We start from the raw sequence: 21,090 nt of genomic DNA, 5'->3' as shown, positions 1-21,090 counted from the left end.
CGCCACGACCAGAGAGCGCGAGAAGACGCATGTCCGCTACCCCGGCAGATCCGACCATCGACAGCATCCAGCGCATGTACCGCTTCCTCCTGGAGACGGAGGAACTGCGCAGCAACCCCGCGCGCACCCTGGACGGAGCCGCCCGGATCCTCTGGCTCGGCGACCTGCCCCGGGACGCGCCCAGCGTGGTCTCCGGGCTCTTCGACGCAGACGCCTCCGGGACCTGGCTCCGGGTCGACCGGGTGCACCACTCCGAGCCTCCAACCCTGCCCGGACCGCTCCGGCCCTGGGTGGACCCGGAGCAGGTCCGCGACCGTGAACGGGTGCGGCCACCGCAACCGCGTGAGCGCACCCTCACGGCTGTCCCAGCGGGGGAGGAGTCCGAGAGCGGGGGAGACACGCCCGACGCTCCGGCCGCGGAGCGGATGGTGACCCTCGCCGAGTTCCCCGACCGCGAGGGCGTGCTCGCCGCGCACCGGGAGTGGGCGCGGGCCTGGAGCGACTGGGCCGAACGCGAACGCCGTGTCGCCCCGCTGGTCAGGCTCTACGAGCAGGTCTACCGCATCCACCAGGAGGCGGCCGACCTCGGAGAGTCCTACGAACTGGTTCTCGCCACCGGCTACCTGACGTGGACTGTCGAGGGGCACGCGGTCCGCCGCCACCTCCTCACCCGCAGGATCGTCATCACCATGGACGAGAGGGGGAGCCTCACGACCACCCCGGATCCGGACGCGTCCGGGTTCTCGCTGGAGGAGGACATGCTGGACCCCTCCCAGCGCCTGCGCGAACAACCGAGGGAGCGCGTGCTCACCCGGCTCGAACTCGCTTCCGAGAGCACGGGCCCGGACGGGGCCGAACACCTCCACGCCGCTCTGGAGGAATGGGCGCTCTCAGTCTCCTCCGGGTCCCGCTACGAACAGGACGTCCACCGTCCGAACGCGAACACCGCCGACGACTCCGCCCTGGTCACCTTCGCCCCCGCCCTGGTGCTGCGGGAGCGCCCCAAACGGGGGCAGCTCAACGCCCTGCGCGAGGTCGGCGACGCGGTGGAGCGCCACGGCGCGCCGACCGCGCTGCTGCGCCGCATCGTCGGCCAGGGCACCGACACCGAGCGGTCCGCCTGCCCGCCGGAAGAGGCTGGCGCGGAAGGGAGGCCCTCGGACGCCGGGCGTCCCGAGGAGCTGTACTTCTCCCTGCCCTCCAACGATGAGCAGCGCGCCATCGCCGACCGCCTGCGCGACAGCGACCTCGTCGTGGTCCAGGGCCCGCCCGGCACCGGCAAGACCCACACCATCGCCAACCTGGTGACCCACCTCCTCGCCCAGGGGCAGCGCATCCTCATCACCAGCCACACCGCGCGGGCGCTGAAGGTGCTCAAGGACAAGCTCCCCGACGAGATCCGACCCCTGGCGGTTAGCCGTACCGGTGACGGTGTGGAGGCGCAGCGGGAGCTGGAGGGTTCCGTCCAGGAGATCCTGGGGCGTCAGGCAGGGCGGGATCCGGCGCGTGCGCGTCGGGAGATCACCGACCTTGAGCGGCGGCTCGCCGACGCCAGGGGCAGGCGCGACCACGCCCTGAAGGACCTGCGCGCGATCCGGGAGCGGGAGACCCACCGGTATCCGCGTGAGGTCGGCGACTACGGGGGCACCCTCGCTTCCATTGCCGAACGCCTCGCCGAGGAGGAGCCGCGCTACTCCTGGATCGGCGAGGTCGGCTCCGAGCGGCCGCTGTTCAGCAGCGAGCAGGCCCTGGATCTTCTGCGCGCCGCACGCGCCTACACCCCCGAGCAGCGGGCCGTCACCGCCGAGGTGCCCGAGGCCGCACGCCTGCCCGCCCCCAGCGTCTTCGCCGCTTCCCTTGCCGCCCTCGACCGCGCCCGGGAGGCGGCCCGGAGCGCGTCCGGTCTCTGGGACGGTCACATCGACGACCTCCTGCGCGGTCTGTCCCGTGAGCACTGCGCCCTGCTCAGGCTGCGGCTGGAGGAGTTCACGGCCGCACGGGCGGTGGCCACCCGACTGGACCCGAGGTGGGAGACCCAGCGGGAGAAGGCGCTGACGGGCAGGGGGCAGGAGGTTCAGGAGCGGGCGCGGTCGGTACGCGCCGCCCTGGAGAGCGCCGAGCACGACATAGCAGAAGTGGGGCGCGCCCTCGTCGAGGGGATCGACCGGTTCGGCTTGGGGGAGGCTCTCGGGTACGCCACCGACCTCCACAAGGGGTTGTCCTCCGGGGACAGGCTGCACAAGGTCCTGGGCCTGCGCAGCCGACTCGCCAAACAGAACGCGCCCTTCCTCCAGGCCGTCACCGTGGACGGGCGGGCGCCCGACTCGGTGCGGAGCGCCGCGGTCCTGCTGCACCGGATCGAAGCCGAACGCGCCCTGTTCGAGGCCGACGCCTCCCTGCATCCGGAGACGGGTGCCGCCCTGTGGCAGGATCCCCGGACACGCACCGCCCGCCTCAGGGACGCCCTCGCCGACCTCGACCACCTCCTCGCGTTGGCCGCGGCGCGAGCGGCTCTAGACGAGGCGGCGGCGGACCTGCCCCGACTGGCCTCCCTGGACTGGGCCGACACCTCCGAAACGGAACGGGTCGGTGTACTCCTGGCAGCCGTGGACGCCGAGTACGACGCCGCCCCGGCCCGTGAGACGGTGGAGGGTGCCCGAACCGAGCTGCGGACGTGGGCCGACCGCTCGTATCCCGAACCCGAGGCGTTGCGCCGTGCCCGCCTCGCGGTGGACACCGCGGACGCGGAGGCCTACACCGCCGCCTGCGCGGACATGGCGCGCGTACGGGAGGCAGCCCGCCTGGAGACGGAGCACCGGCGGGCGCACGCCGTCGTGGCCTCCGGTCACCAGGCCCTGGCCCGCGCCGTCGCGGAGGAGCCGGACGCGCCCGTGTGGGAGGAACGCCTCGGCCGGATCGAGCAGGCGTGGGCGTGGTCGGTGTGGAACCGGCGCCTGGCCGAGCTCACGGATCCCGCCGCCGAGGACAGGTGCCGTGCCCGCCTCACAGAGGCCGACGGCGACGCGCGGCTGACCCTGGCCAAACTCGCGGCGGCCAAGGCCTGGCGTGCCTGCCTGGAGAGGCTGACCCCCGACCAGGAGGTGGCGCTGCGCTCCTACCAGCAGAGTGTCCGGCAGATCGGCAAGGGCACCGGCAAGTACGCCCAGCGCCACCAGCGCCATGCCCGCGAGAGCCTGCGGGAGTGCCAGCCCGCCGTCCCCGCCTGGATCATGCCGCTCTACCAGGTGGTGTCCACGGTGCCCATGGACACCGCAGGCGTCTTCGACGTGGTCATCGTCGACGAGGCGAGCCAGTCGGGCCCCGAGGCCCTGCTCCTAGCGTGGCTGGGAAAGCGCCTCGTCGTCGTCGGCGACGACAAGCAGGTCAGTCCCGCCAATGTCGGTGTGGACCAGGAGCAGGTCTTCATGCTCCAGCAACGACACCTCGGAGTCCTCCCGGCCTCCCGGAGCAACCTGTTCTCCCCCAACCGGAGCCTGTTCGACATCGTCTCGGGGCTGGCGGGCAGCCGCGGCCAGCTCATGCTCAGCGAACACTTCCGCTGCATGCCCGAGATCGTCGGCTTCTCCAACGAGAACTTCTACGACGGCAGATTGCAGCCGCTGCGCCAGTACGGAGCCGACCGGCTGCCGCCACTGTGCGCGGTCCACGTCCCGGAGGGGGTCCTCCAGGGGCGCAACCAGCGTCTGGGCAACCCCGCCGAGGCCCGCCGACTGGTGGACCAGATCGCCGAGTGCTGCGCCGACCCGGCCTATGAGGGCCGCACCATGGGGGTGGTCGTCCTCCAGAGCGGAGCCCAGCAGACACTGGTAGAGGATCTGCTCAGCGAACGCCTCTCGCTGGAGGAGCGGGTCCAGCGGCGCATCCGGGTCGGCACCCCGGCTGCCTTCCAGGGGGACGAACGCGACGTGGTGTTCGTCAGCGCGGTATACGCCCCCTTCGACACGGACGGCGCGCGACGCCGTCCGGGCCCCTACAGCTCTGTCGCCCACCAGCAGGCGATCAACGTCGCGGCCTCACGCGCCCGCGACCAGGTCTGGTACTTCCACAGCTTCGCCCTCACCGATCTGGGTGAGACCGATCTGCGCCGCGCTTACCTGGACTACCTGGACCGCCCCGCGAACGAGCAGGACGGTACGGTCCTGGGAGACGTGCCCGCCGACGAGCGCGTGCAGCCCTTCGACAGCCTCTTCGAGCAGCGCGTCTACCGCGCTCTGCGCTTCCGCGGCTACCGGGTCCTGCCGCAGTACCCGGCCGGGTACTACCGCATCGACCTGGTGGTCGAGGGCGGGACCCGCCGACTGGCTGTGGAGTGCGACGGTGACGCCTTCCACAACGAGGCCAACGCGGTCGAGGACGCGGCGCGCCAGCGCGAACTGGAGCGGGTCGGATGGACGTTCGTGCGCATCCGCGGCAGCCGCTTCTTCCGCGACCCCGAGGCCGCGCTCCAGCCGCTGTGGAAGCGGCTGGAGGAGATGGAGATCGCGCCCGTCCGCCTCTGAACGGACCACTCCGTGTCCGCCCGGATGACCGGGCGGACACGGCTCTCCCACCCTTCGTGCCGGAGGTACACACGTTCGCCCGGGACCGTTTCACCCGGGGACAGGGGGCTGACCCCCGCCAGGTGCTGTTCGCCGTACTCGTCAACAGAACCACGGGCCACGACCGGTACAGGGCGACAGGAGCCACGAGGCCGCCGTCGTCCGCACCAACGGCCTCTCCGGTTCGGGCGTCGTCCGCCTGGTCCGCCGCAACCACGGTGTGCTGCGCATGATGGGCGCTTACCCGGGCAGGCGGGGCCACAGCACGACCACTCCGACGGGGGTGAACATCGCCCGCGCCGCGCTCCGGCACCGGCCGCGGCGCCGGTGACCGCCGTGCGCTGGGTCCGGGGCCGTCCGGTAGCCTGGCCGGAAATGTTGCCGGTGCGAGTCGTTGGGTCCTGACCTGCGATGATCTTGTACTTATAGCGAGTTTGGGCCGTCGAACCTCGCTATAGGTACAAGATCACGGTGAGGGGAGCGGCCCGCTCGGATGGCCCTCGGCCACGGGGCGGTTGTCCGCATCCGGCCACGTGAACCGTCGCCCCCGGCCGCGCCGCCCGCGTACGGGGCCGTCGCCTCCGGCCGCGCCTTCTGTATGCAGGGCTGTCGTTCCCAGCAGCGTCGTCTGTGCGCGGGACCGCTACCGCCGAGCCGGGCGGACGACCCGCACGAAGGCGCACCACGCACAGTTCACAGGACCGATACTGGAAGAGATGACTCCTCCCTCTGGATCCGGGCCGCTCTCGGAGGGGACCGCTCCCTCCCGCCCTCCCGAAGACCACACGCCCTACGCGGTCTTCGCCCACCTCACAGCTCCCAACAACGATCTCTACCGCGCGGTGATGGGGGTGTTCGTCCGGGCCAAGGAGCAGTTCCGCGTGCACCTTCGCCCCGAGGAGGTCCACACCGGCCTGCCGCAGGAGGTGCGGCCCGCCTCCGCCGAACCGGTCGCCAAGGCCCTGGAGAGCCTCTACACGTGGGGCAACCTGCGCCAGGACCCCGACACCGAGCGCGTCACGGCGGTGGAGGACTTCTACCGGCGCCGCCACATCTACCAGCTCACCCGGGAGGGCGAGGCGGCCGAACGGGCCCTGGCGGCCTACGACGAGGCGCTGGGGCAGAAGGGCTCACTCCAGGCCGTCGCCCTGGCCGACATCGCCACCCAGCTGCGAGCCCTGCGGGAACTGGCCGCGCATGAGGCCTCCGACGAGGCGGTCGTCCACTTGACCCTGCTCGGTCTCGTGGAACGCTTCACCGACCTGGCCGACAACGCCCGCGCCTTCATGGGGTCCCTCCAGCGCACCATCGACCTGCACGACGCCGACGTCGAGGCCTTCCTGGCCTACAAGGACCGCCTCATCTCCTACCTGGAGCGCTTCATCGGCGACCTCATCACCCGGGGCGGCGAGATCGCCCTCCTGCTCGCCGAGCTCGACGGGACCGCCTCCCGTCCCGGGCCGGTCGGGAACCTGCTGCGGGTGGCCGCCGCACGCGAGGCCGCCGACGCCGCCCCGGACGGAAGACCCGCCGACCCGGGCACCGAGGCCACCGGCGGTGCGGACTTCGACCGGGCCCTGGAACGCTGGCAGCGCCGCTGGGAGGGACTGCGCTCCTGGTTCCTGTCCGCCCCCGGCGTTCCGGCCCAGGCGCAGCGCCTGCGGGTCAGCGCCCGCGGTGCCATCCCCCAACTGCTGCGGGTGGTCGCGGTCATCAACGAGCGCCGCACCGGCCGCTCCGACCGGTCCGCGGACTTTCGGACCCTGGCCCGCTGGTTCGCCGAGGCCCCCGACGACGACGCCCGCCACCGGCTGTGGCGCACGGCCTTCGCCCTGCACTCCTCCCGCCACCTGACCGTCGACCCCGCCACTGCGGAGCAGCGCGAACGCGAACCCATCGCCCCAACCACGCCCTGGGCCGAGGCCGACCGCCTCACCATCAGCCCGCGCCTGCGCCGCACCGGCAGCTACGAGCGGCGCGGCCGCGCGCGCAAGGTCATCGACCGCGGCGACGAACGCCGCTACCTGGCCGAGCTCGCCCGCAAACAGGCCCAGGAGGCCGCGGCTGCCCGCGCCCGGCTCGCCACCCGCGGCCGGGTGCGCCTGTCGGACCTGGCCGAACTCGACCCCGTCGCCTTCGGGCTGTTCCTCCAACTGCTCGGCGACGCCCTGTCCCGCTGGGGACCCGACACCGAACACACCGTCGCCACCAGCAACGACGGAACCATGGAGATCCACCTGAGCGCCCTGAACGACGGCCGCACCGCCACCGTGCGCACCCCCGGCGGCACCTTCCACGGCCCCGACCACCTGGTGCGCATCGTCGACCTGACCGGCGGGGGCGGATGAACACGCAGGAGGACCTGCACCGGGCCGCTCGCGCCCTGCTCCGCCAACCGCTGCTGCGCTCCTCAGCCCACCCCCGCGAGTTCCGGCAGGTACGCGACCACGCCCTCGGACTGCGCCAGTGGTTCGACCGCAACACCGGCTGGCGCCTGCACGTGGACGCCGAGACGGCACGGCTGCGCAAGGTCCCCGGAGACCCCGCAGACGCCACCCACCCGGCCCGTGAGGAGGGCAGGGGAAGACTCGCCTTCGACCGGCGCCGCTACGTCCTGCTCTGCCTGTCCCTGGCCGTCCTGGAGCGGGCCGAGGCGCAGACCGCCCTGGGCCGCCTGGCCGAACAGGTCGTACTGGAGGCCTCCGCGCCCGAGTTCGCCGATCTGGGCTTCACCCTGTCCACCCGGGACCAGCGCATGGACCTGGTGGCGGTGGTGCGGCTCCTGGTCGGCCTGGGGGTGCTGTCCCGGGTGGCCGGGGACGAAGGCGCCTTCGTCGGCGACCGGGGGGACGCCCTCTACGACGTGGACCGGCGCGTATTGACGGGGATGCTCGCCGGCGCGCGCGGCCCCTCCACCATCGCCGACACCGACCACGCCGCGCGGTTGTCCGCGCTGGCCGAGGACGGAGTGGCCCACCAGCTGGACAGCGACGACCTGCGCAACACCGCCATCCGCCACCGCCTCACCCGGCGCCTGCTCGACGACCCCGTCCTGTACTTCGACACCCTCACCGAGGAGGAGCACGCCTACCTCGTCAGCCAGCGCGCCGCCATCACCCGCAGGATCGGCGAGCTCACCGGCCTCGTCGCCGAGGTCCGCGCCGAGGGCATCGCCATGGTCGACCCAGACGACGCCCTCACCGACCTGCGCATGCCCGAACAGGGCACCCCCGGGCACGCCACCCTGCTCCTGGCCGAACACCTGGCCGCGGCCGGGCGTCCCCTCACCCTGGACGAACTCGGCGACAAGGTGCGCGAACTGGCCCGCGAGCACTCCTCCTACTGGTCCAAGTCGGCCCGCGCCCCCGGCAACGAACCCGCGCTGGTGGCCACAGCCGTGGAGCGCCTGCGCGGCTTGGGACTGGTCGAGACGGTCCTCGTGGACGGCCGTCCCGCGGTCGCGCCGCGCCCGGCACTGGCCCGCTACGCCGTCGCCGAACCCCACGTCAGCACACCCGAGGGAGAGACTCCGTGACCCTGCCCGAACCCGGACGGGAACGCTGGCAGCCCCTGCGCCTGGGTGTCGTCGACCTGTTCTACTACGAGGACGAGCAGTTCCACTTCCGCGACGGGCGGCTGCTGCTGCGCGGCAACAACGGCACCGGCAAGTCCAAGGTCCTCGCCCTGACCCTGCCGTTCCTGCTGGACGGGGAACTGGCCGCCCACCGGGTCGAACCCGACGGCGACCCCAAGAAGCGCATGGAGTGGAACCTGCTGCTGGGCGGTGAACACCCGCACGACGAGCGGCTCGGCTACACCTGGATCGAATTCGGCCGCCGCGACGCCGACGGCACCACCGAGTACCGCACCCTGGGATGCGGTCTGAAGGCGGTCACCGGGCGCGGTATCGCCCGCCGCTGGTACTTCTCCACCACCCAGCGGATCGGCGCCGGACCCGACGGGCTCAGCCTGCTCGACGCCACCCGCACCGCCCTGTCCCGGGACCGGCTGATCGAGGCGGTGGAGGGCCGCGGCATGGTCTACGACCAGGCCGGGGACTACCGCAGGGCCGTGGACGAGGCCCTCTTCGGCCTGGGCGAGGAACGCTACGGCTCCCTGGTGGACCTGCTCATCCAGCTGCGCCAGCCCCAGCTGTCCAAGCGCCCCAGCGAGGCGGCCCTGTCCAAGGCGCTCACCGAGGCGCTGCCGCCGGTGGACCAGGCGGTCATCGCCGACGTCGCCGAAGCCTACCGCGAACTGGAGGACGACGAGGAGGAACTGGAGGCGATGGCCGACGCCGAACGCGCCTCCTCCGCCTTCCTGGACCACTACCGCCACTACGCGCGCGTGGCCGCCAGGCGCGCCGCCCGCCCGCCCCGCCAGGAGCACTCCCGGTACGAGAGGTTCACCTCCGAACGCACCGCCGCGCTGGCCGCCCGCGACACCGCCCAGGCCGACCTGGACCGGATCGGCACCGAGGCCGACGAGTTGGCCTCGCGCACCGCGCGCCTGCGCGGGCAGGACCAGTCCCTGCGCCGCAGCCCCGAGATGGACAGCGCGCGCGACCTCGACCGGGCACGCGCGGAGGCCGACCAGGCCGCGCACCGTGCGGACCGGGGCGCCGCGGACGCCGCACGCGCCCGCGGTGACGCCGCCCGCGCCCGGCACCGGCTCGACCAGGCGGCCGGGGCCGCCGAACAGGCGGATCTGGACCTGGAACGCCTTCGGGCCCGGGCGGGCGCGGAGGCCCGGTTCGCGGGCCTGGGCGACCAGCACCGCGACACGGTCGACCGGGCCCTTCCCGATCACGCCGAACCCGCCCGCCGCGACGCCGAAGACCTGGTCCAGCGCCGAGCCCGCGCCCTGGACCACACCGCCGCGCTGCTGCGCTCCGCGGACGAGGCCCAGGGCCACCACCTTCAGGCGCGTACCCGCCTGGAGGACACCGAGACCGAACTCGCGGACCTGGACCTGGCCCGCTCCCAGGCCGAACAGGACCTGGACGCGGCAGCCCGCGACCACGTCGCTTCCGTACGCGGCCACCTCGACTCCTGCGCGGAGCTGCGCCCCGACGACCTGCCGGGGATGCTCGACCAGGCCGCGGACTGGGCCACCACCCTGGAGGGACCCGACCCCGTCCGCCAGGGCACCCGGCGCCACGCCCAACGGGTGGAGACGGCACTGGCCGCGCACGAGGCCGAACTGGGCGTGGAGCGCGACGCCCTGCACCGCGACCGGCAGGCGCTGGAGGACGAACGCGAACAGCTCCGGGCCGGACGCCCCGCGCCCCCGCCGGTTCCGCACACCCGCACCGCCCCGCGCGGTCGCCAGCGCCCCGGCGCGCCCCTGTGGAAGCTCGTCGACTTCGCCGAGCACCTCACCGCACCCGAACGCGCCCGCCTCGAAGCGGCACTGGAGGCCTCCGGACTCCTGGACGCCTGGGTGGCACCCGACGGTTCCCTCACCACCGCCGAGGGACACGACACCCTGGTCGTCGCGGACGCCCCCGTACCCGGCCCCCACCTGGGTCTGCTCCTGCGCCCGGCCATCGACCCCGACGATCCCGGCGCACACGCGGTCGCCGCCTCGCGGGTGGAGGCCCTCCTGGCCGCGGTCGGCACCTCCGAACGCGAGGACGTCACCACCTGGGTCACCGTCGGGGGCCGTTTCCGCGCCGGTGCCCTGCGCGGCAGCTGGACCAAGGACGAGGCCCGCCACCTGGGAGAGGGCGCACGGGAACAGGCCCGCCGCGACCGGCTCGACCAGATCGCCCGCGAACTCGACACCGTCGAACAGCGCCTGTCGGGCATGGACACCGCCCTGGCCGCCCTGGCCGAGCGCCGCCGCGTGCTGCGCTCCGAACTCGACGCCCTGCCCGACGACGCCGCCCTGCGCGCCGCACACGCACGGGTCGCCGACGCCGTGCGCGCCACCGTCGCCCTCACCCGCCGCAGGCACGAACGCGCCGCCGAACTCGACCGGCTCCGCGCCCGGCTGGACCAGGAACGGGCCGAACTCGCCGAGACCGCCGACGAACTGGGCACACCCACCGAAGAAGCGGAACTGTCCGCCCAACGCGAGTCACTGTCCTCCTACCGGGTCGCCCTGGCCGAGCTGTGGCCCGCGGTCCGCACGCACCTGGACACGCACTGGACGCGGGAGGGCGAGCAGGAGGAGACCGAGCGCGCCGCCCGGCTCGCCACCGACCTGGCGGAGCGGGCCGGGGAACTGCGCCTGGAGGCAGAGGAGGCGGCCGAGCGCCGCGACACGCTCGGCCGGACCGTGGGAACGGCGGTGGCCGAGCTCAACCGCATGCTCACCCGGGTCGCGCAACAGCTCCAGGAGTGCCAGGAGCGCTCACACCTCCTGGAAGGGGAGCGCGCCGACGCCCTGGACCGAAGGGGGCGGGCCGCCGGACGGGTGGAGGGGCTCGACGACGACATCGCCGAGAGCGCGCGTGCCCGGGCCGAGGCTGTCGACACCCTGCGCGCCTTCGCGGCCACCGGTGTGCTCGCCATCGCCCTGCCCGACCTGGAGGCACCCGATACGGCCAGGGAGTGGGCGGCCGACCCGGCCGTACGCCTGGCGCGCGCCGTCGACCGCTCCCTGGAGGCGACCGAGGACTCCGACCAGACCTGGGACCGGCTCCAGAAGAACCTGTCCCAGCAGTTCAAGAACCTGCAGGACGCTCTGTCCCAGCACGGGCACAGCGCCGCGTCCTGGCCCGAGGCGGGGACCATCATCGTCCGGGTCACCTTCCAGGGGCGCGAACAGCCCGTCCCCGAACTCTCCGCGGCGCTGGCCCGGGAGGTGGCGGCGCGGCGCGAACTCCTCTCGGCCCGCGAACGCGAGGTATTGGAGAACCACCTGCTCACCGAGGTCGCCGGCACGCTGCAGAACCTCATCGGCGCGGCCGAGCACCAGGTGGAGCGGATGAACACCGAACTGGAGGAACGCCCCACCAGCACCGGTATGCGGCTGCGGCTGCTGTGGCGGCTCAACCGGGACGCCCCCGAGGGCGTGGCGGCAGCCCGCAACCGGCTGCTGCGCCAGACCGCGGACGCGTGGTCGGCGGACGACCGCGCGGCCGTCGGAGACTTCCTCCAGCGCCTCATCGAACGCGAACGCGACCGGGACCCCGGCGCCCCGTGGTTCGACCGCCTGGCCAGGGCACTGGACTACCGCTCCTGGCACCGGTTCACCGTGCAGCGCCACCAGCACGGCCAGTGGAACAGCGCCACCGGCCCCGCCTCGGGCGGCGAACGCGTGCTCTCGGCGTCGATCCCGCTGTTCTCCGCGGCCTCCTCCTACTACGCCACCACGACCAACCCGCACGCCCCGCGCCTGATCATGCTGGACGAGGCCTTCGCCGGGGTCGACGACGACTCCCGCGCCAAGTGCCTGGGGCTGCTGCACGCCTTCGACCTGGACGTGGTGATGACCAGCGAGCGCGAGTGGGGGTGCTACCCGCAGGTCCCCGGCCTGGCCATCGCCCAGCTGTCCAGAGTGGACGGGGTCCCCGCGGTCCTGGTCACCCGGTGGGAGTGGAACGGCCGCGAGCGCCTCCTCGCCGACGAACCGAACGGGTCCGGACGGCAGACCGCGCGGGGAGCGGCCGCCGGGGATCGCTCGGGGGCGGACGGCGGCCAGCCGGCCCAGGAGGGGCTGTGGGAGTGACCGGACCCGACCTGCCGCGCCTGCGCCGCCTGCTCGGCACCCCGGCCACGGCCTGGCTCCTGGAGCGTTCGCGCCGCCGCCTGTACGAGGGCAGACCCCTGACCGGGACCGTGACCCGCAGCGGTGCGACGGAGGAGGAGCGGGCCGCGCTCGCCGCTCTGGTGGGCCGCCGGATCGGACGCGGAAGCAACGTCGGTGTGCGTCTGGAACGGATCGACGACGTCCTCCGGCGCAGCGGCGCCTGCCCTGACGGCCTGGCCGCGGCGGTGGAACTGCTCACCGGGCCCGTCGTCGCGCGCGAGGAGGAGCGAGAACGCGAGGAGCGCGCCTGGGACCGGGTCTTCGCCCCCCTGGAACGGGTGTGCGCCCGTGCCCCCGCCCTGGAGGCGTGGTGCGCCGACGTGCGAGGGGACGGCCGTGTGCGCCGGATGGCCGCCGGGCCGGAGGAGGCCGCCCCCCTGGTGGAGGCGGTCGCCCGGACGGTGGACGCGCTTCCCGCCGACGGTGTCGCCCTGTCCCAGTTGGCCGCCGGGGTCCTGGGAGACGCCCACGCCCTGGACGACGACCGTTCGGTGACCACCCTGGTCCTGGGCGCCGCCCGTCTGCTGGGCGGTGAGGCCGGGGGTGAGGGCGCGGCCTGGCGGCGGCGCGTGTGGGCCTCGGTGGGGGTGCTCAAAGACGAACTCTCCTCCACCGTGCTGGTCCTCAACCTGCCCGGGGACCCGGCGACCGCTACGGGCCGGGCGCTGGCTGCCCTGGCCGAGGCGGGACAGCCGGCCGTGCTGACCCTGCGGCAGCTGGTCTGCGACCCCCGGCACACCCCGTGGCCGGGCCGGACGGTCTCGGTGTGTGAGAACCCCGTCGTGGTCGCCGCGGCCGCCGATCACTGGGGCGCGGCGTGCGCGCCGCTGGTCTGCCTCCAGGGAGGGGCGAGCGCGGCAGCCCTGACCCTGCTGCGCCAGGCGGTGGACGGGGGAGCCCTCACCCGGCTGCACACCGACTTCGACTGGGGCGGGGTGCGTATCGCCAACGCACTGGCCCGACAGGTGCCGTGGCGGCCGTGGCGGCTCACCGCCGCCGACTACCGCTCCTCTCTGGGGAAGCGGGCGCGGCCGCTGTCGGGCACCGCCGCCCCGACCGGCTGGGATCCGCTCCTGGCCGAGGAGATGGCCGCGCACGGCGTACGGGTCGAGGAGGAAACGGTCCTGGACGACCTGCTGGCCGACCTCGGTCCGGTGTGAGGCCCGCCCCGCCTCAGTCGGAGGCGGGGGCGTGCCGGGCGATCCAGGCCGCCGTGCGCCGGGGGTCGGCCAGGTCGTCCCAGAAGCGCTCGGGGTAGTTGAACCACTCGGTGAACTCGTCGGCCAGGGAGGGGCTGCGGCCCAGTTCCCCGAGGAACTCCACGAAGTCCGCGGGCAGGGCCTCCAGGTTCTCCATGAACAGGTTGGTGGTGCGGAACGCCGACAGGACGCGGTCCTGTCGGCGCATGTCCACGTGCTCGACGAAGCGGCGGTCCAGGACGTCCTGGCGGACGATCTCCTCGGCGAGCACCCACGCGGCGTGGGAGGCGATGTTGGCTCCCTGGCCGAGCAGGGGGTCCACGGTGACGTGCGCGTCGCCTAGGGCGAGCACGACGGTGCCGTCCTCCAGCACCGTGTGCGTGCGGCGCACCACGGGGGTCACCGCGCCCTGGAGGATTCCGCGCGGCCCGTCCAGCGGGCCGAACTCCGCCGGGTCGATCCGTTCGAAGCAGTCCGGGTAGTGCTCGCGCAGCAGCTCCAGGGCGAGGTCGCGGAAAGCCCCGGGGTCCTCCTCGTAGGGGGTGGACGCCAGGGCCTCCAGGGCCGAGCCGCGGTGGTTCTCGATGACCAGGGCCATGACCAGACCGCCGTCGGTCCAGGTGGGGAACTCGATCATCTCGCCCGCGCCCGGGGAGACGTGGAAGGTCACCTGGGGGACGGGCTGCTGAGCGACGCCGGTGAACAGGCCGGCGCACAGCGCCCTTCCGGGGCGGGTGAAGGCCGGGTGCGCGGGGTCGCGCCCGAACACCTCCGCGAACGGGCCGCGTCCGGTGCACACCACGACCAGGTCGAACCGGGAGGCCAGGGAGGGCAGGTCGTCGGGGGAGAGGCGGCCGAGCACGAGCTCTCCGCCGCGTTCGGCGAAGTCCTCGGTCAGCCGGGGCTGGTAGATCCGGTAGTCCACGGCCCGGCTGGGCGCGCTGAAGCGGCCCCGGAAGGCGGTGGGCTCCGGGCCGGGGCCCACCCGGTACTCGTGCCCGGGGTTGTTAGCTGTTGGGTCGGGAGGCGACTCGAACGCACACAAGGGCACAGGAGTGAGCCCCTACTGCTGCCGGAAAGCGGTGTGTGGTGTGTGTCCCCACCCCGATGGACGGCCCGCCGGTGAAATTCCGTCCGAGGAGTTCGCTGATTCTCCGGACAAGCGCCCCCGAACCTGGCTACGGTCATCTCGAACACAGCGACGAAACCGGCAGGATCGGGAGGTGGGAAGGGATGGCAGGTACCAGTATGCGGCGGTTGCGGACCCTCGCCGACCCGTTCCTGGCCCCCACACCGACCGGGGTGAGCGTGCGTGACCGGCTCAAAGGCCTCACCACTGAGGACGAAGCGGTGCTGGAGGCCGTGGGCGCGCACCTGGGATCGCTCGCCTCCACGGACCTGGCCGCCCGGTGTGCGCACGGCACCAGCCACGGCAAGGACGCCTGGGCGGCCCGCAAACGGGAACTGACCCCTGAATCCTCGTCGCGGTGGGCGGGGACGATCACCAGGGCCTCCAACGAGCAGTGGGCGCTGGCCCGCCGCAGCCAGGCCGCCCACCTGCACCGCCTCCAGGCGGGGATCGACATCCTGCGCCACCGGCTCTCCCAACCACTCGGAGAAAAGGGCACCAAGGGCGTGCCGGGCGGGTACTCCTGTCGCAGGGAGTGGCACGCCAAGTCACGACGCCTGGCCGCCCTGGAGCATCGCCATGCGGTGGCGGTCGCTGACTGGGAGGCGGGGCGGGTGCATGTGGTGCGTGGCGGCAAGCGGTTGCTGCACACCCGCCACCACCTGGACCAGGCCGGACTCACCCAGGCCCAGTGGCGGGCCCGGTGGGAGGCCGCACGCTTCTTCCTCCAAGCTGAGGGTGAGTCCGGCAAACGCTACGGCAACGAGACGATCCGCATCACCCCCGAGGGGCAGGTCTCGATCCGGTTGCCCGCCCCGTTGGCGCACCTGGCTAACGCTGCCCGTGGTCGGTATGTGCTCTCGGGTCGGGTGGCCTTCGCTCACCGGGGCACCGAGTGGGCTGATCGGGTTGAGGCCGACGGGGCGGTGGCCTACCGCCTCCACCTGGACACCGGCCGGGGCCGGTGGTACGTGAGCGCGTCTTGGACGCATGCTCCTGTCCCACAGGTGCCGTGGGAGGCGGCGCTGGCCCGCGGGGTGGTGGGGGTGGACGCCAACGCCGACCACCTGGCCGCCTGGCGGCTGGACACCCACGGCAACCCGATCGGGAACCCGCGCCGCTTTGAGTTCGACCTGTCTGGCAGCGCCTCCCACCGGGACGCGCAGGTCCGCCATGCCCTGTCCCGGCTGCTGCGTTGGGCCACCACAAGCGGTGTGCGGGCCATCGCGGTGGAGGACTTGGACTTCGCCCGCGAGAAGACCCGGGAAAAGCACGGACGGCGTAAACGCTTCCGGCAGCTGATCAGTGGTTTTCCCACCGCCCGGCTGCGGTCCCGGCTGACCTCGATGGCCCACACCCTGGGGGTGTCGGTCATCGCCGTGGACCCGGCGTTTGCCTTCGGCGGGGGTGGGGTGCCCAGCACTGGCAACGACCCCTGACCACTAAACGTAGGAAGGTCTCCCGGCACGATGCGGCCAGCATCGCGGTCGGGCGGCGCGCTCAGGGCCACCCGGTCCGGCGACGGACGACACCGCCCCCACACCACCAGGGTGATGGTGTGGGGCATCGGACCGTCCAGGCCGCATCGGGGAGGTGTGGGCGTGAGGGAAACCGCCCACCCGTCACGGCGCGTGCACGCGATGCGCGTGGCCGGACGGGGCAGGAACGCGGTGACCCAGCCCATCCAGCACCGTTCGGGATGGGCGCAGTGCCGAAGTGACCCCCCGGGGGTCACTTCTGATCACTGTTCAGGAACGGTGACCTCCACACCGTGCCGCAGCAGGTGCAGGCCCGCCGTCCCGGCGCCGACGATACCGATCCTCTTGCTCACGTCTCTCCTGGTGGCAGGGGTGGTTGCGGACGAGGGGGGAGGCGCCCGGTGAGCGGGGTACGGAGGAGGCGCTCTTTCCCTCACTGAGAGTAAGCGTACGTAACATGTGCCCGCCCGGCCAGGGGTGTGCGCGGTCGATCGGCCGGTTCGCCGTCCGGGGCCGACCGTTTCCCGCGCGGGCTCCGTCGCCCCCGGCGGGGGCCCGTGCCGCTGCGAGGGAAGCGGCGCGGCCGACTTCTGCTCAAGTGACGCGCGGAGCTTTTGTTTCGCAGGGTGCTCATGTGATCCTCATGAGTAGCTGTGGGGGCAGTGGCTGTGTCCACGCGGGCGTGCGGAGCCCGCCGGACCCGGAGGCGTCGGGAGGGGCATGCGGTCTCTGAGCGGCCTCGTCCGCGCCGGAGCGCGGTCGGCGGCCCGCGCGGGATCGGCGGCGCTGGACCGCCTGTCCGCGGACGGGGGATCGGTGGTGCAGGCCACGTTCGCCGCGACCGCGGCGTGGATCATCGCGGGCGGCCTCGTCAGCGACCACTCCCCCTTCTTCGCGCCGATCGCCGCGGTCATCGCGCTCAACGCCGCGGGCGGGGAGCGGGGGACCAACGCCGTGCGGATGCTGCTCGGCGTGGTCATCGGCATCGTCGTCGGCGAACTGGCCCTGGTCGTCACCGGCGGAGGTTACGGGGCCCTGGCCGCCGCCACCGGCGTGGCGATGGCGATCTCCGTCGCCGTCGGCGCCGCCAGGCTCGTGATCGCCCAGGCGGCGGCCAGTGCGATCCTCACCGTGGCCTTCGCCGGAACCGGCAGGCTCACCGACGCCCTCATCGGAGCGGGTGTGGCGCTCCTGGTGAGCCAGCTCCTGTTCCCCGCCCGGGTGGTCTCGCGGCTGCGCCGGGCCGAGGCGGCCGCGCTGGCCGAGATGGTCCGCCTGCTCGGCGCGACCGGCCGCGCGCTGGAGGAGGACGAGGACCCCTCCCTGTGGACGGTGGACCGCCTGGGCGCCCTGAGCAGGCCCATGGCCGACCTCAGCCGCGCACGCGAGAACAGCCACCGCGCGGTGCGCTGGTCCAGGGCGCGGTGGACCGACCCCGAGCCGCTGCGGTACGAGGACGAGCGGATCGACCGGCTCATCATCCTCGGGGAGAGCTGCCTGTCCCTCGCGCGGACCACCGCCGCCACGGAGACCGGCGAGCGCCGACGCCTGGCGCCGGTGGTGTGCGAGATGGCCTCCGTGCTCGACGTGCTGGCCGAGGGCCTCGGAGACCGCGCGGCGCGCCAGCGCGCGGTCGACCGGGTGCTCGCCCTGGTCGGGCCCTTCGACGAGGACGCGCTGGAGGACCCCGTGACCGGGGCGGCCCACCTGTACGTGCGGATGGTCGCCACCGACATCATGCTGTTCGCCGGTCTCGAACCCGAGGGGGCCGAACGGGCGCTGGCCGGAGAGGACGAGCAGACGCGGGTCGCCCACCCGCCGCGCGAGCCGTGGCTGCCGTGGGCGCCCCGGGGGCGTGCCCGGTCAGGGCGCCGGTCCCGGCGCCGCCGGCCGTTCCGGCGCTCCTGAACCGTCCGGGCCGGGCAGCGGCCGTCGCCGCCCAGACTCTGCGCTGACCGCCGCGGGTCGGCGCCGGTTCTCCGATCAGGCACCGGCGGATTTTCGGTGAACGCCCGTATCCGAAGAGCCGGTCATGCAAGCATGGTCGAGCCTTCGGCACGGTGGACCCCGTCTTCCCGTGCCCGCCCCCTAGACTCGAAAGAGATTCGGTATGACGACCCCCTCGTGCGCGATCGAAGCGGAGGTGGCACACAGCATGATCTTCACCCAACCGGAAGATCCTCTTCTGCGGTCCGTGCTCGCCCTGCTCCGGGTCGCCCATGACCACGGCCGGGTGCTCAACCGTGCGAAGGTCGCCACACTCCTCTATCTCGCGGACCTGACCGCGGTGGAGGCCGGGGGCGTGGCGTTCTCGGGGGCGACATGGCGCTGGGAGAGCCAGGGCCCGTTCGACACGTCCCAGTACAGGGTCGAGGAAGCCCTCGTGACCGCCGGTGTCATCACCAGGGAGCACGACCCGCACAGCCTTGCCGCGGACGCCGGGCTCCGGCTGATCGAGGACGTCGAGGTGACCCTGGACCGCGACCTGACGGTCTTCCTGGAGAAGGTCGTCGCCGAGCACGGCGGCAAGTCCGCGGCCGCCCTGCGCGACCTCTCCTACGAGACGCCTCCCATGGCGGGGGCCCAGACCGAGGGGGAGCGCGGTGTGCTGCTGGACCTGAGCCGGGCCAGGCGCCGCAAGCAGTACCAGGCCCTCAAGGAGCGCTACAGGGCGCGTCTGTCCCACAGGACCGCAGCGGAGTCGGACCCGGGCGTCGGCGCGGACCTGCTGGAGGAGATGGGTTCCTTCGCCGAGGCACGCCGCCGGGCGACCACGGAAGCGCTGGGTGAGGAGTGAAGCCCGCGATCAGGCGCGGCGGGGTCTACCGGGTTCCCGACCACCGTCTCACCCTGCCCCCGGACTACGACCGTGATCCACACCCGCAACGTACGGTGATCGTGATCAGCGGAGAGGCCGAGAACGAGAACGAGGAATGGCCGATCGTCATGGTCGTGCCCTGTTCGAGCCAGTCCTCCCGCAGGACCAAGTACTGCGTGAAGCTCAACCACGGCGTGGCCAACGTGGACAAGAAGTGCTGGGCACGCGTCGTGGCCGCGCAACCGCTCGCCAAGGACGAGATCGGCGACTTCGTCGGCCAACTCCCCGCGGACCTGCTGGAGGACGTCTACGTCAACTGGGCCGAGTACACCGGTCAGGTCTGAGCTGGGCGGCGGCCGTCGCCGTCCCCGGTCCTGCGGCGCTCCTGAAGGGGCCCGTTCGCGCCCGGCGCGAACGGGCCCGACCCCGGCCCCTAGCCGTCCGAGGGCAGCTCGGAGTGCCCCAGGTGGTGTTCGGGGGCGATCCGGTCCCGGATGAGGCGCTTGAGCTCGGCGGCGTCGGTGAAGGCCGCGTCGGTCCGGCGCGACCACACGCTCTCCCCGTCCAGACGCACCTCGAACACGCCGTTGGTGCCCGGGACGAGCGCGACCTCGCCGAGTTCGGCCTCGAACGTGGTCAGCAGCTCCTGTGCCATCCAGGTGGCCCGCGGGAGCCACCGGCACCGGGTGCAGTACTCGATCTCCAGCCGCGGTTCGTTGACCTCCATGACTCCCAGCATGGCACGGGATCGGGCCGGAGAGGGAGGCCGGAGCGCGTTGTCGTTGCCCGCGCGGGAAGGCGTTGCCCGCGCGTGCCGGACTTTTGGCGCGCCCGTGGGACGGCGGCACCCCGTCCACCATGGTCCGGAAGACTTCCGGAAGTAAGGGCGTCCGGTCGCGGTCGCGTGGTATCCCCACGCCGCTGAGCAGTGTGGACGCCGAACGCGAAGAGAGGCCCCCGTCAAGTTATCCGGAATCTTCCGGAATTTATTGACAACGCAACGGAGTCGGACGGACACTGGCCCTGTGACGGGGATCACGGTCCCCGTCGGGTCGGATCACCCCGATCCGGTCCTCCGCACGCCTCCTGACCCCCCATCCACGAGGAGGAAGCACTCATGAACCCTTCCCCCGCACCCCCGCGGAGCCGCGGGGACGGTCGCGCCAGAACGCTCGTCGGCCGGGTCTGCGCCGTCGCGGTCGCGCTGGTCACGACCCTGGCGCTGCTGCCCGGCACCGCCAGCGCGGCCATCACCACCAACCAGACCGGCACCCACAACGGCTACTTCTACTCCTTCTGGACCGACAGCCAGGGGACCGTCTCCATGGAGCTGGGCTCCGGCGGCAACTACACCACCTCCTGGCGCAACACCGGCAACTTCGTCGCCGGTAAGGGCTGGCCCACCGGCGGGCGCAGGGCGGTGACCTACTCGGGCAGCTTCAACCCGTCCGGAAACTCCTACCTGACGCTCTACGGGTGGACGAGGAGCCCGCTCGTGGAGTACTACATCGTCGACAACTGGGGCACCTACCGGCCCACCGGAACGCACATGGGCACGGTCACCAGCGACGGCGGCACGTACGACATCTACCGGACGATGCGCTACGACGCCCCCTCCATCGACGGCATCCAGACCTTCCCCCAGTACTGGAGCGTGCGCCAGTCCAGGCGCACGGGCGGAACCATCACCTCCGGAAACCACTTCGACGCCTGGGCCCGCGCCGGAATGAACCTGGGCAACCACGACTACATGATCATGGCCACGGAGGGCTACCAGAGCAGCGGCAGCTCCAACATCACCGTGGGCTCCAGCGGCGGCGGAAACCCCGGAAACCCCGGCAACCCCGGTGGCGGCGGCTGCACCGCGACCCTGTCCGCGGGCCAGCAGTGGAGCGACCGGTACAACCTCAACGTCTCGGTCAGCGGTTCGAACGACTGGACCGTGACGATGAACGTGCCGTCCCCGGCCAGGATCAGCGCCACGTGGAACGTCGGCGCCGACTACCCCAGTTCCCAGGTGCTGACCGCCAGGCCCAACGGCAACGGCAACAACTGGGGCGTGACGATCGACCACAACGGCAACTGGACCTGGCCGACGGTCTCCTGCAACGCGAACTGACCCCGGACGCCGCCGGCATCCACCCGTGGC

12 protein-coding genes are annotated in these 21,090 nt (G+C 72.9%); 10 read left to right on the top strand and 2 right to left on the bottom strand.

The window, feature by feature from the left end; genetic code table 11:
* Positions 1–29 precede the first annotated feature (29 nt).
* From PV789_RS18225 to PV789_RS18205, 5 genes are all read left to right on the top strand, one after another.
* Positions 30–4,520 carry a PDDEXK-like endonuclease domain-containing protein gene (locus tag PV789_RS18225; RefSeq protein ID WP_274973770.1) on the top strand — a complete coding sequence of 1,497 codons (4,491 nt, stop codon included), beginning with the start codon at positions 30–32 and terminating at the stop codon, positions 4,518–4,520.
* A gap of 755 nt (positions 4,521–5,275) precedes the next feature.
* Entirely contained in the window at positions 5,276–6,907 is a 1,632-nt protein-coding gene (locus PV789_RS18220) for a TIGR02677 family protein (RefSeq protein ID WP_274973769.1), read from the top strand.
* Positions 6,904–8,094 (top strand): TIGR02678 family protein, encoded by a 1,191-nt coding sequence (locus PV789_RS18215; RefSeq protein WP_274973768.1) that lies wholly within the window; start codon positions 6,904–6,906, stop codon positions 8,092–8,094. Before PV789_RS18220 ends, PV789_RS18215 begins: the two co-directional genes overlap by 4 nt.
* Entirely contained in the window at positions 8,091–12,236 is a 4,146-nt protein-coding gene (locus tag PV789_RS18210; RefSeq protein WP_274973767.1) for a TIGR02680 family protein, read from the top strand. Before PV789_RS18215 ends, PV789_RS18210 begins: the two co-directional genes overlap by 4 nt.
* Positions 12,227–13,477 carry a TIGR02679 family protein gene (locus PV789_RS18205; protein WP_274973766.1) on the top strand — a complete coding sequence of 417 codons (1,251 nt, stop codon included), beginning with the start codon at positions 12,227–12,229 and terminating at the stop codon, positions 13,475–13,477. Before PV789_RS18210 ends, PV789_RS18205 begins: the two co-directional genes overlap by 10 nt.
* A gap of 13 nt (positions 13,478–13,490) precedes the next feature.
* Here the strand turns inward: PV789_RS18205 and PV789_RS18200 are convergent, their stop codons facing one another.
* Entirely contained in the window at positions 13,491–14,567 is a 1,077-nt protein-coding gene (locus PV789_RS18200) for a styrene monooxygenase/indole monooxygenase family protein (protein ID WP_274973765.1), read from the bottom strand.
* A 182-nt stretch (positions 14,568–14,749) separates the two neighbouring features.
* Between PV789_RS18200 and PV789_RS18195 the strand changes: the two genes are divergently transcribed.
* From PV789_RS18195 to PV789_RS18180, 4 genes are all read left to right on the top strand, one after another.
* The gene (locus tag PV789_RS18195) at positions 14,750–16,084 is read left to right on the top strand and encodes a transposase (protein ID WP_274973764.1); all 1,335 of its coding nucleotides are present in this window, start codon (positions 14,750–14,752) and stop codon (positions 16,082–16,084) included.
* A gap of 759 nt (positions 16,085–16,843) precedes the next feature.
* A complete protein-coding gene (locus PV789_RS18190; RefSeq protein WP_274973763.1) occupies positions 16,844–18,031 on the top strand; it encodes an FUSC family protein in 1,188 nt (395 codons plus the stop codon).
* A gap of 202 nt (positions 18,032–18,233) precedes the next feature.
* Positions 18,234–18,920 carry a hypothetical protein gene (locus PV789_RS18185; RefSeq protein WP_274973762.1) on the top strand — a complete coding sequence of 229 codons (687 nt, stop codon included), beginning with the start codon at positions 18,234–18,236 and terminating at the stop codon, positions 18,918–18,920.
* Positions 18,917–19,285: a type II toxin-antitoxin system PemK/MazF family toxin gene (locus PV789_RS18180; RefSeq protein WP_274973761.1), complete on the top strand. Its 369-nt coding sequence runs from the start codon at positions 18,917–18,919 to the stop codon at positions 19,283–19,285. Before PV789_RS18185 ends, PV789_RS18180 begins: the two co-directional genes overlap by 4 nt.
* Before the next feature lie 89 nt (positions 19,286–19,374).
* Here the strand turns inward: PV789_RS18180 and PV789_RS18175 are convergent, their stop codons facing one another.
* Positions 19,375–19,668, bottom strand: coding sequence for an Rdx family protein (locus tag PV789_RS18175; protein ID WP_212643831.1), 294 nt, complete (start codon positions 19,666–19,668; stop codon positions 19,375–19,377).
* Positions 19,669–20,058: 390 nt separating this feature from the next.
* Here PV789_RS18175 and xynA point away from each other — a divergent pair, with 390 nt between their 5' ends.
* The gene (xynA, locus tag PV789_RS18170; protein ID WP_274973760.1) at positions 20,059–21,060 is read left to right on the top strand and encodes an endo-1,4-beta-xylanase XynA; all 1,002 of its coding nucleotides are present in this window, start codon (positions 20,059–20,061) and stop codon (positions 21,058–21,060) included.
* The last annotated feature ends 30 nt before the right edge of the window (positions 21,061–21,090 follow it).

The sequence above is a fragment of the Nocardiopsis camelliae genome, from assembly GCF_028993595.1.
Lineage (GTDB): Bacteria > Actinomycetota > Actinomycetes > Streptosporangiales > Streptosporangiaceae > Nocardiopsis > Nocardiopsis dassonvillei.
Note: the sequence above shows the minus strand (reverse complement) of the source record. Positions and strands in the feature narration are given on the sequence as shown.

Excerpts from the sequence above, each read along its gene's own strand:
- PV789_RS18185 (WP_274973762.1), top strand. The coding sequence starts at position 18,234 with ATGACGACCCCCTCGTGCGCGATCGAAGCGGAGGTGGCACACAGCATG.
- PV789_RS18190 (WP_274973763.1), top strand. The coding sequence starts at position 16,844 with ATGCGGTCTCTGAGCGGCCTCGTCCGCGCCGGAGCGCGGTCGGCGGCC.
- xynA (WP_274973760.1), top strand. The coding sequence starts at position 20,059 with ATGAACCCTTCCCCCGCACCCCCGCGGAGCCGCGGGGACGGTCGCGCC.
- PV789_RS18220 (WP_274973769.1), top strand. The coding sequence starts at position 5,276 with ATGACTCCTCCCTCTGGATCCGGGCCGCTCTCGGAGGGGACCGCTCCC.
- PV789_RS18225 (WP_274973770.1), top strand. The coding sequence starts at position 30 with ATGTCCGCTACCCCGGCAGATCCGACCATCGACAGCATCCAGCGCATG.
- PV789_RS18175 (WP_212643831.1), bottom strand. The coding sequence starts at position 19,668 with ATGGAGGTCAACGAACCGCGGCTGGAGATCGAGTACTGCACCCGGTGC.
- PV789_RS18195 (WP_274973764.1), top strand. The coding sequence starts at position 14,750 with ATGGCAGGTACCAGTATGCGGCGGTTGCGGACCCTCGCCGACCCGTTC.
- PV789_RS18215 (WP_274973768.1), top strand. The coding sequence starts at position 6,904 with ATGAACACGCAGGAGGACCTGCACCGGGCCGCTCGCGCCCTGCTCCGC.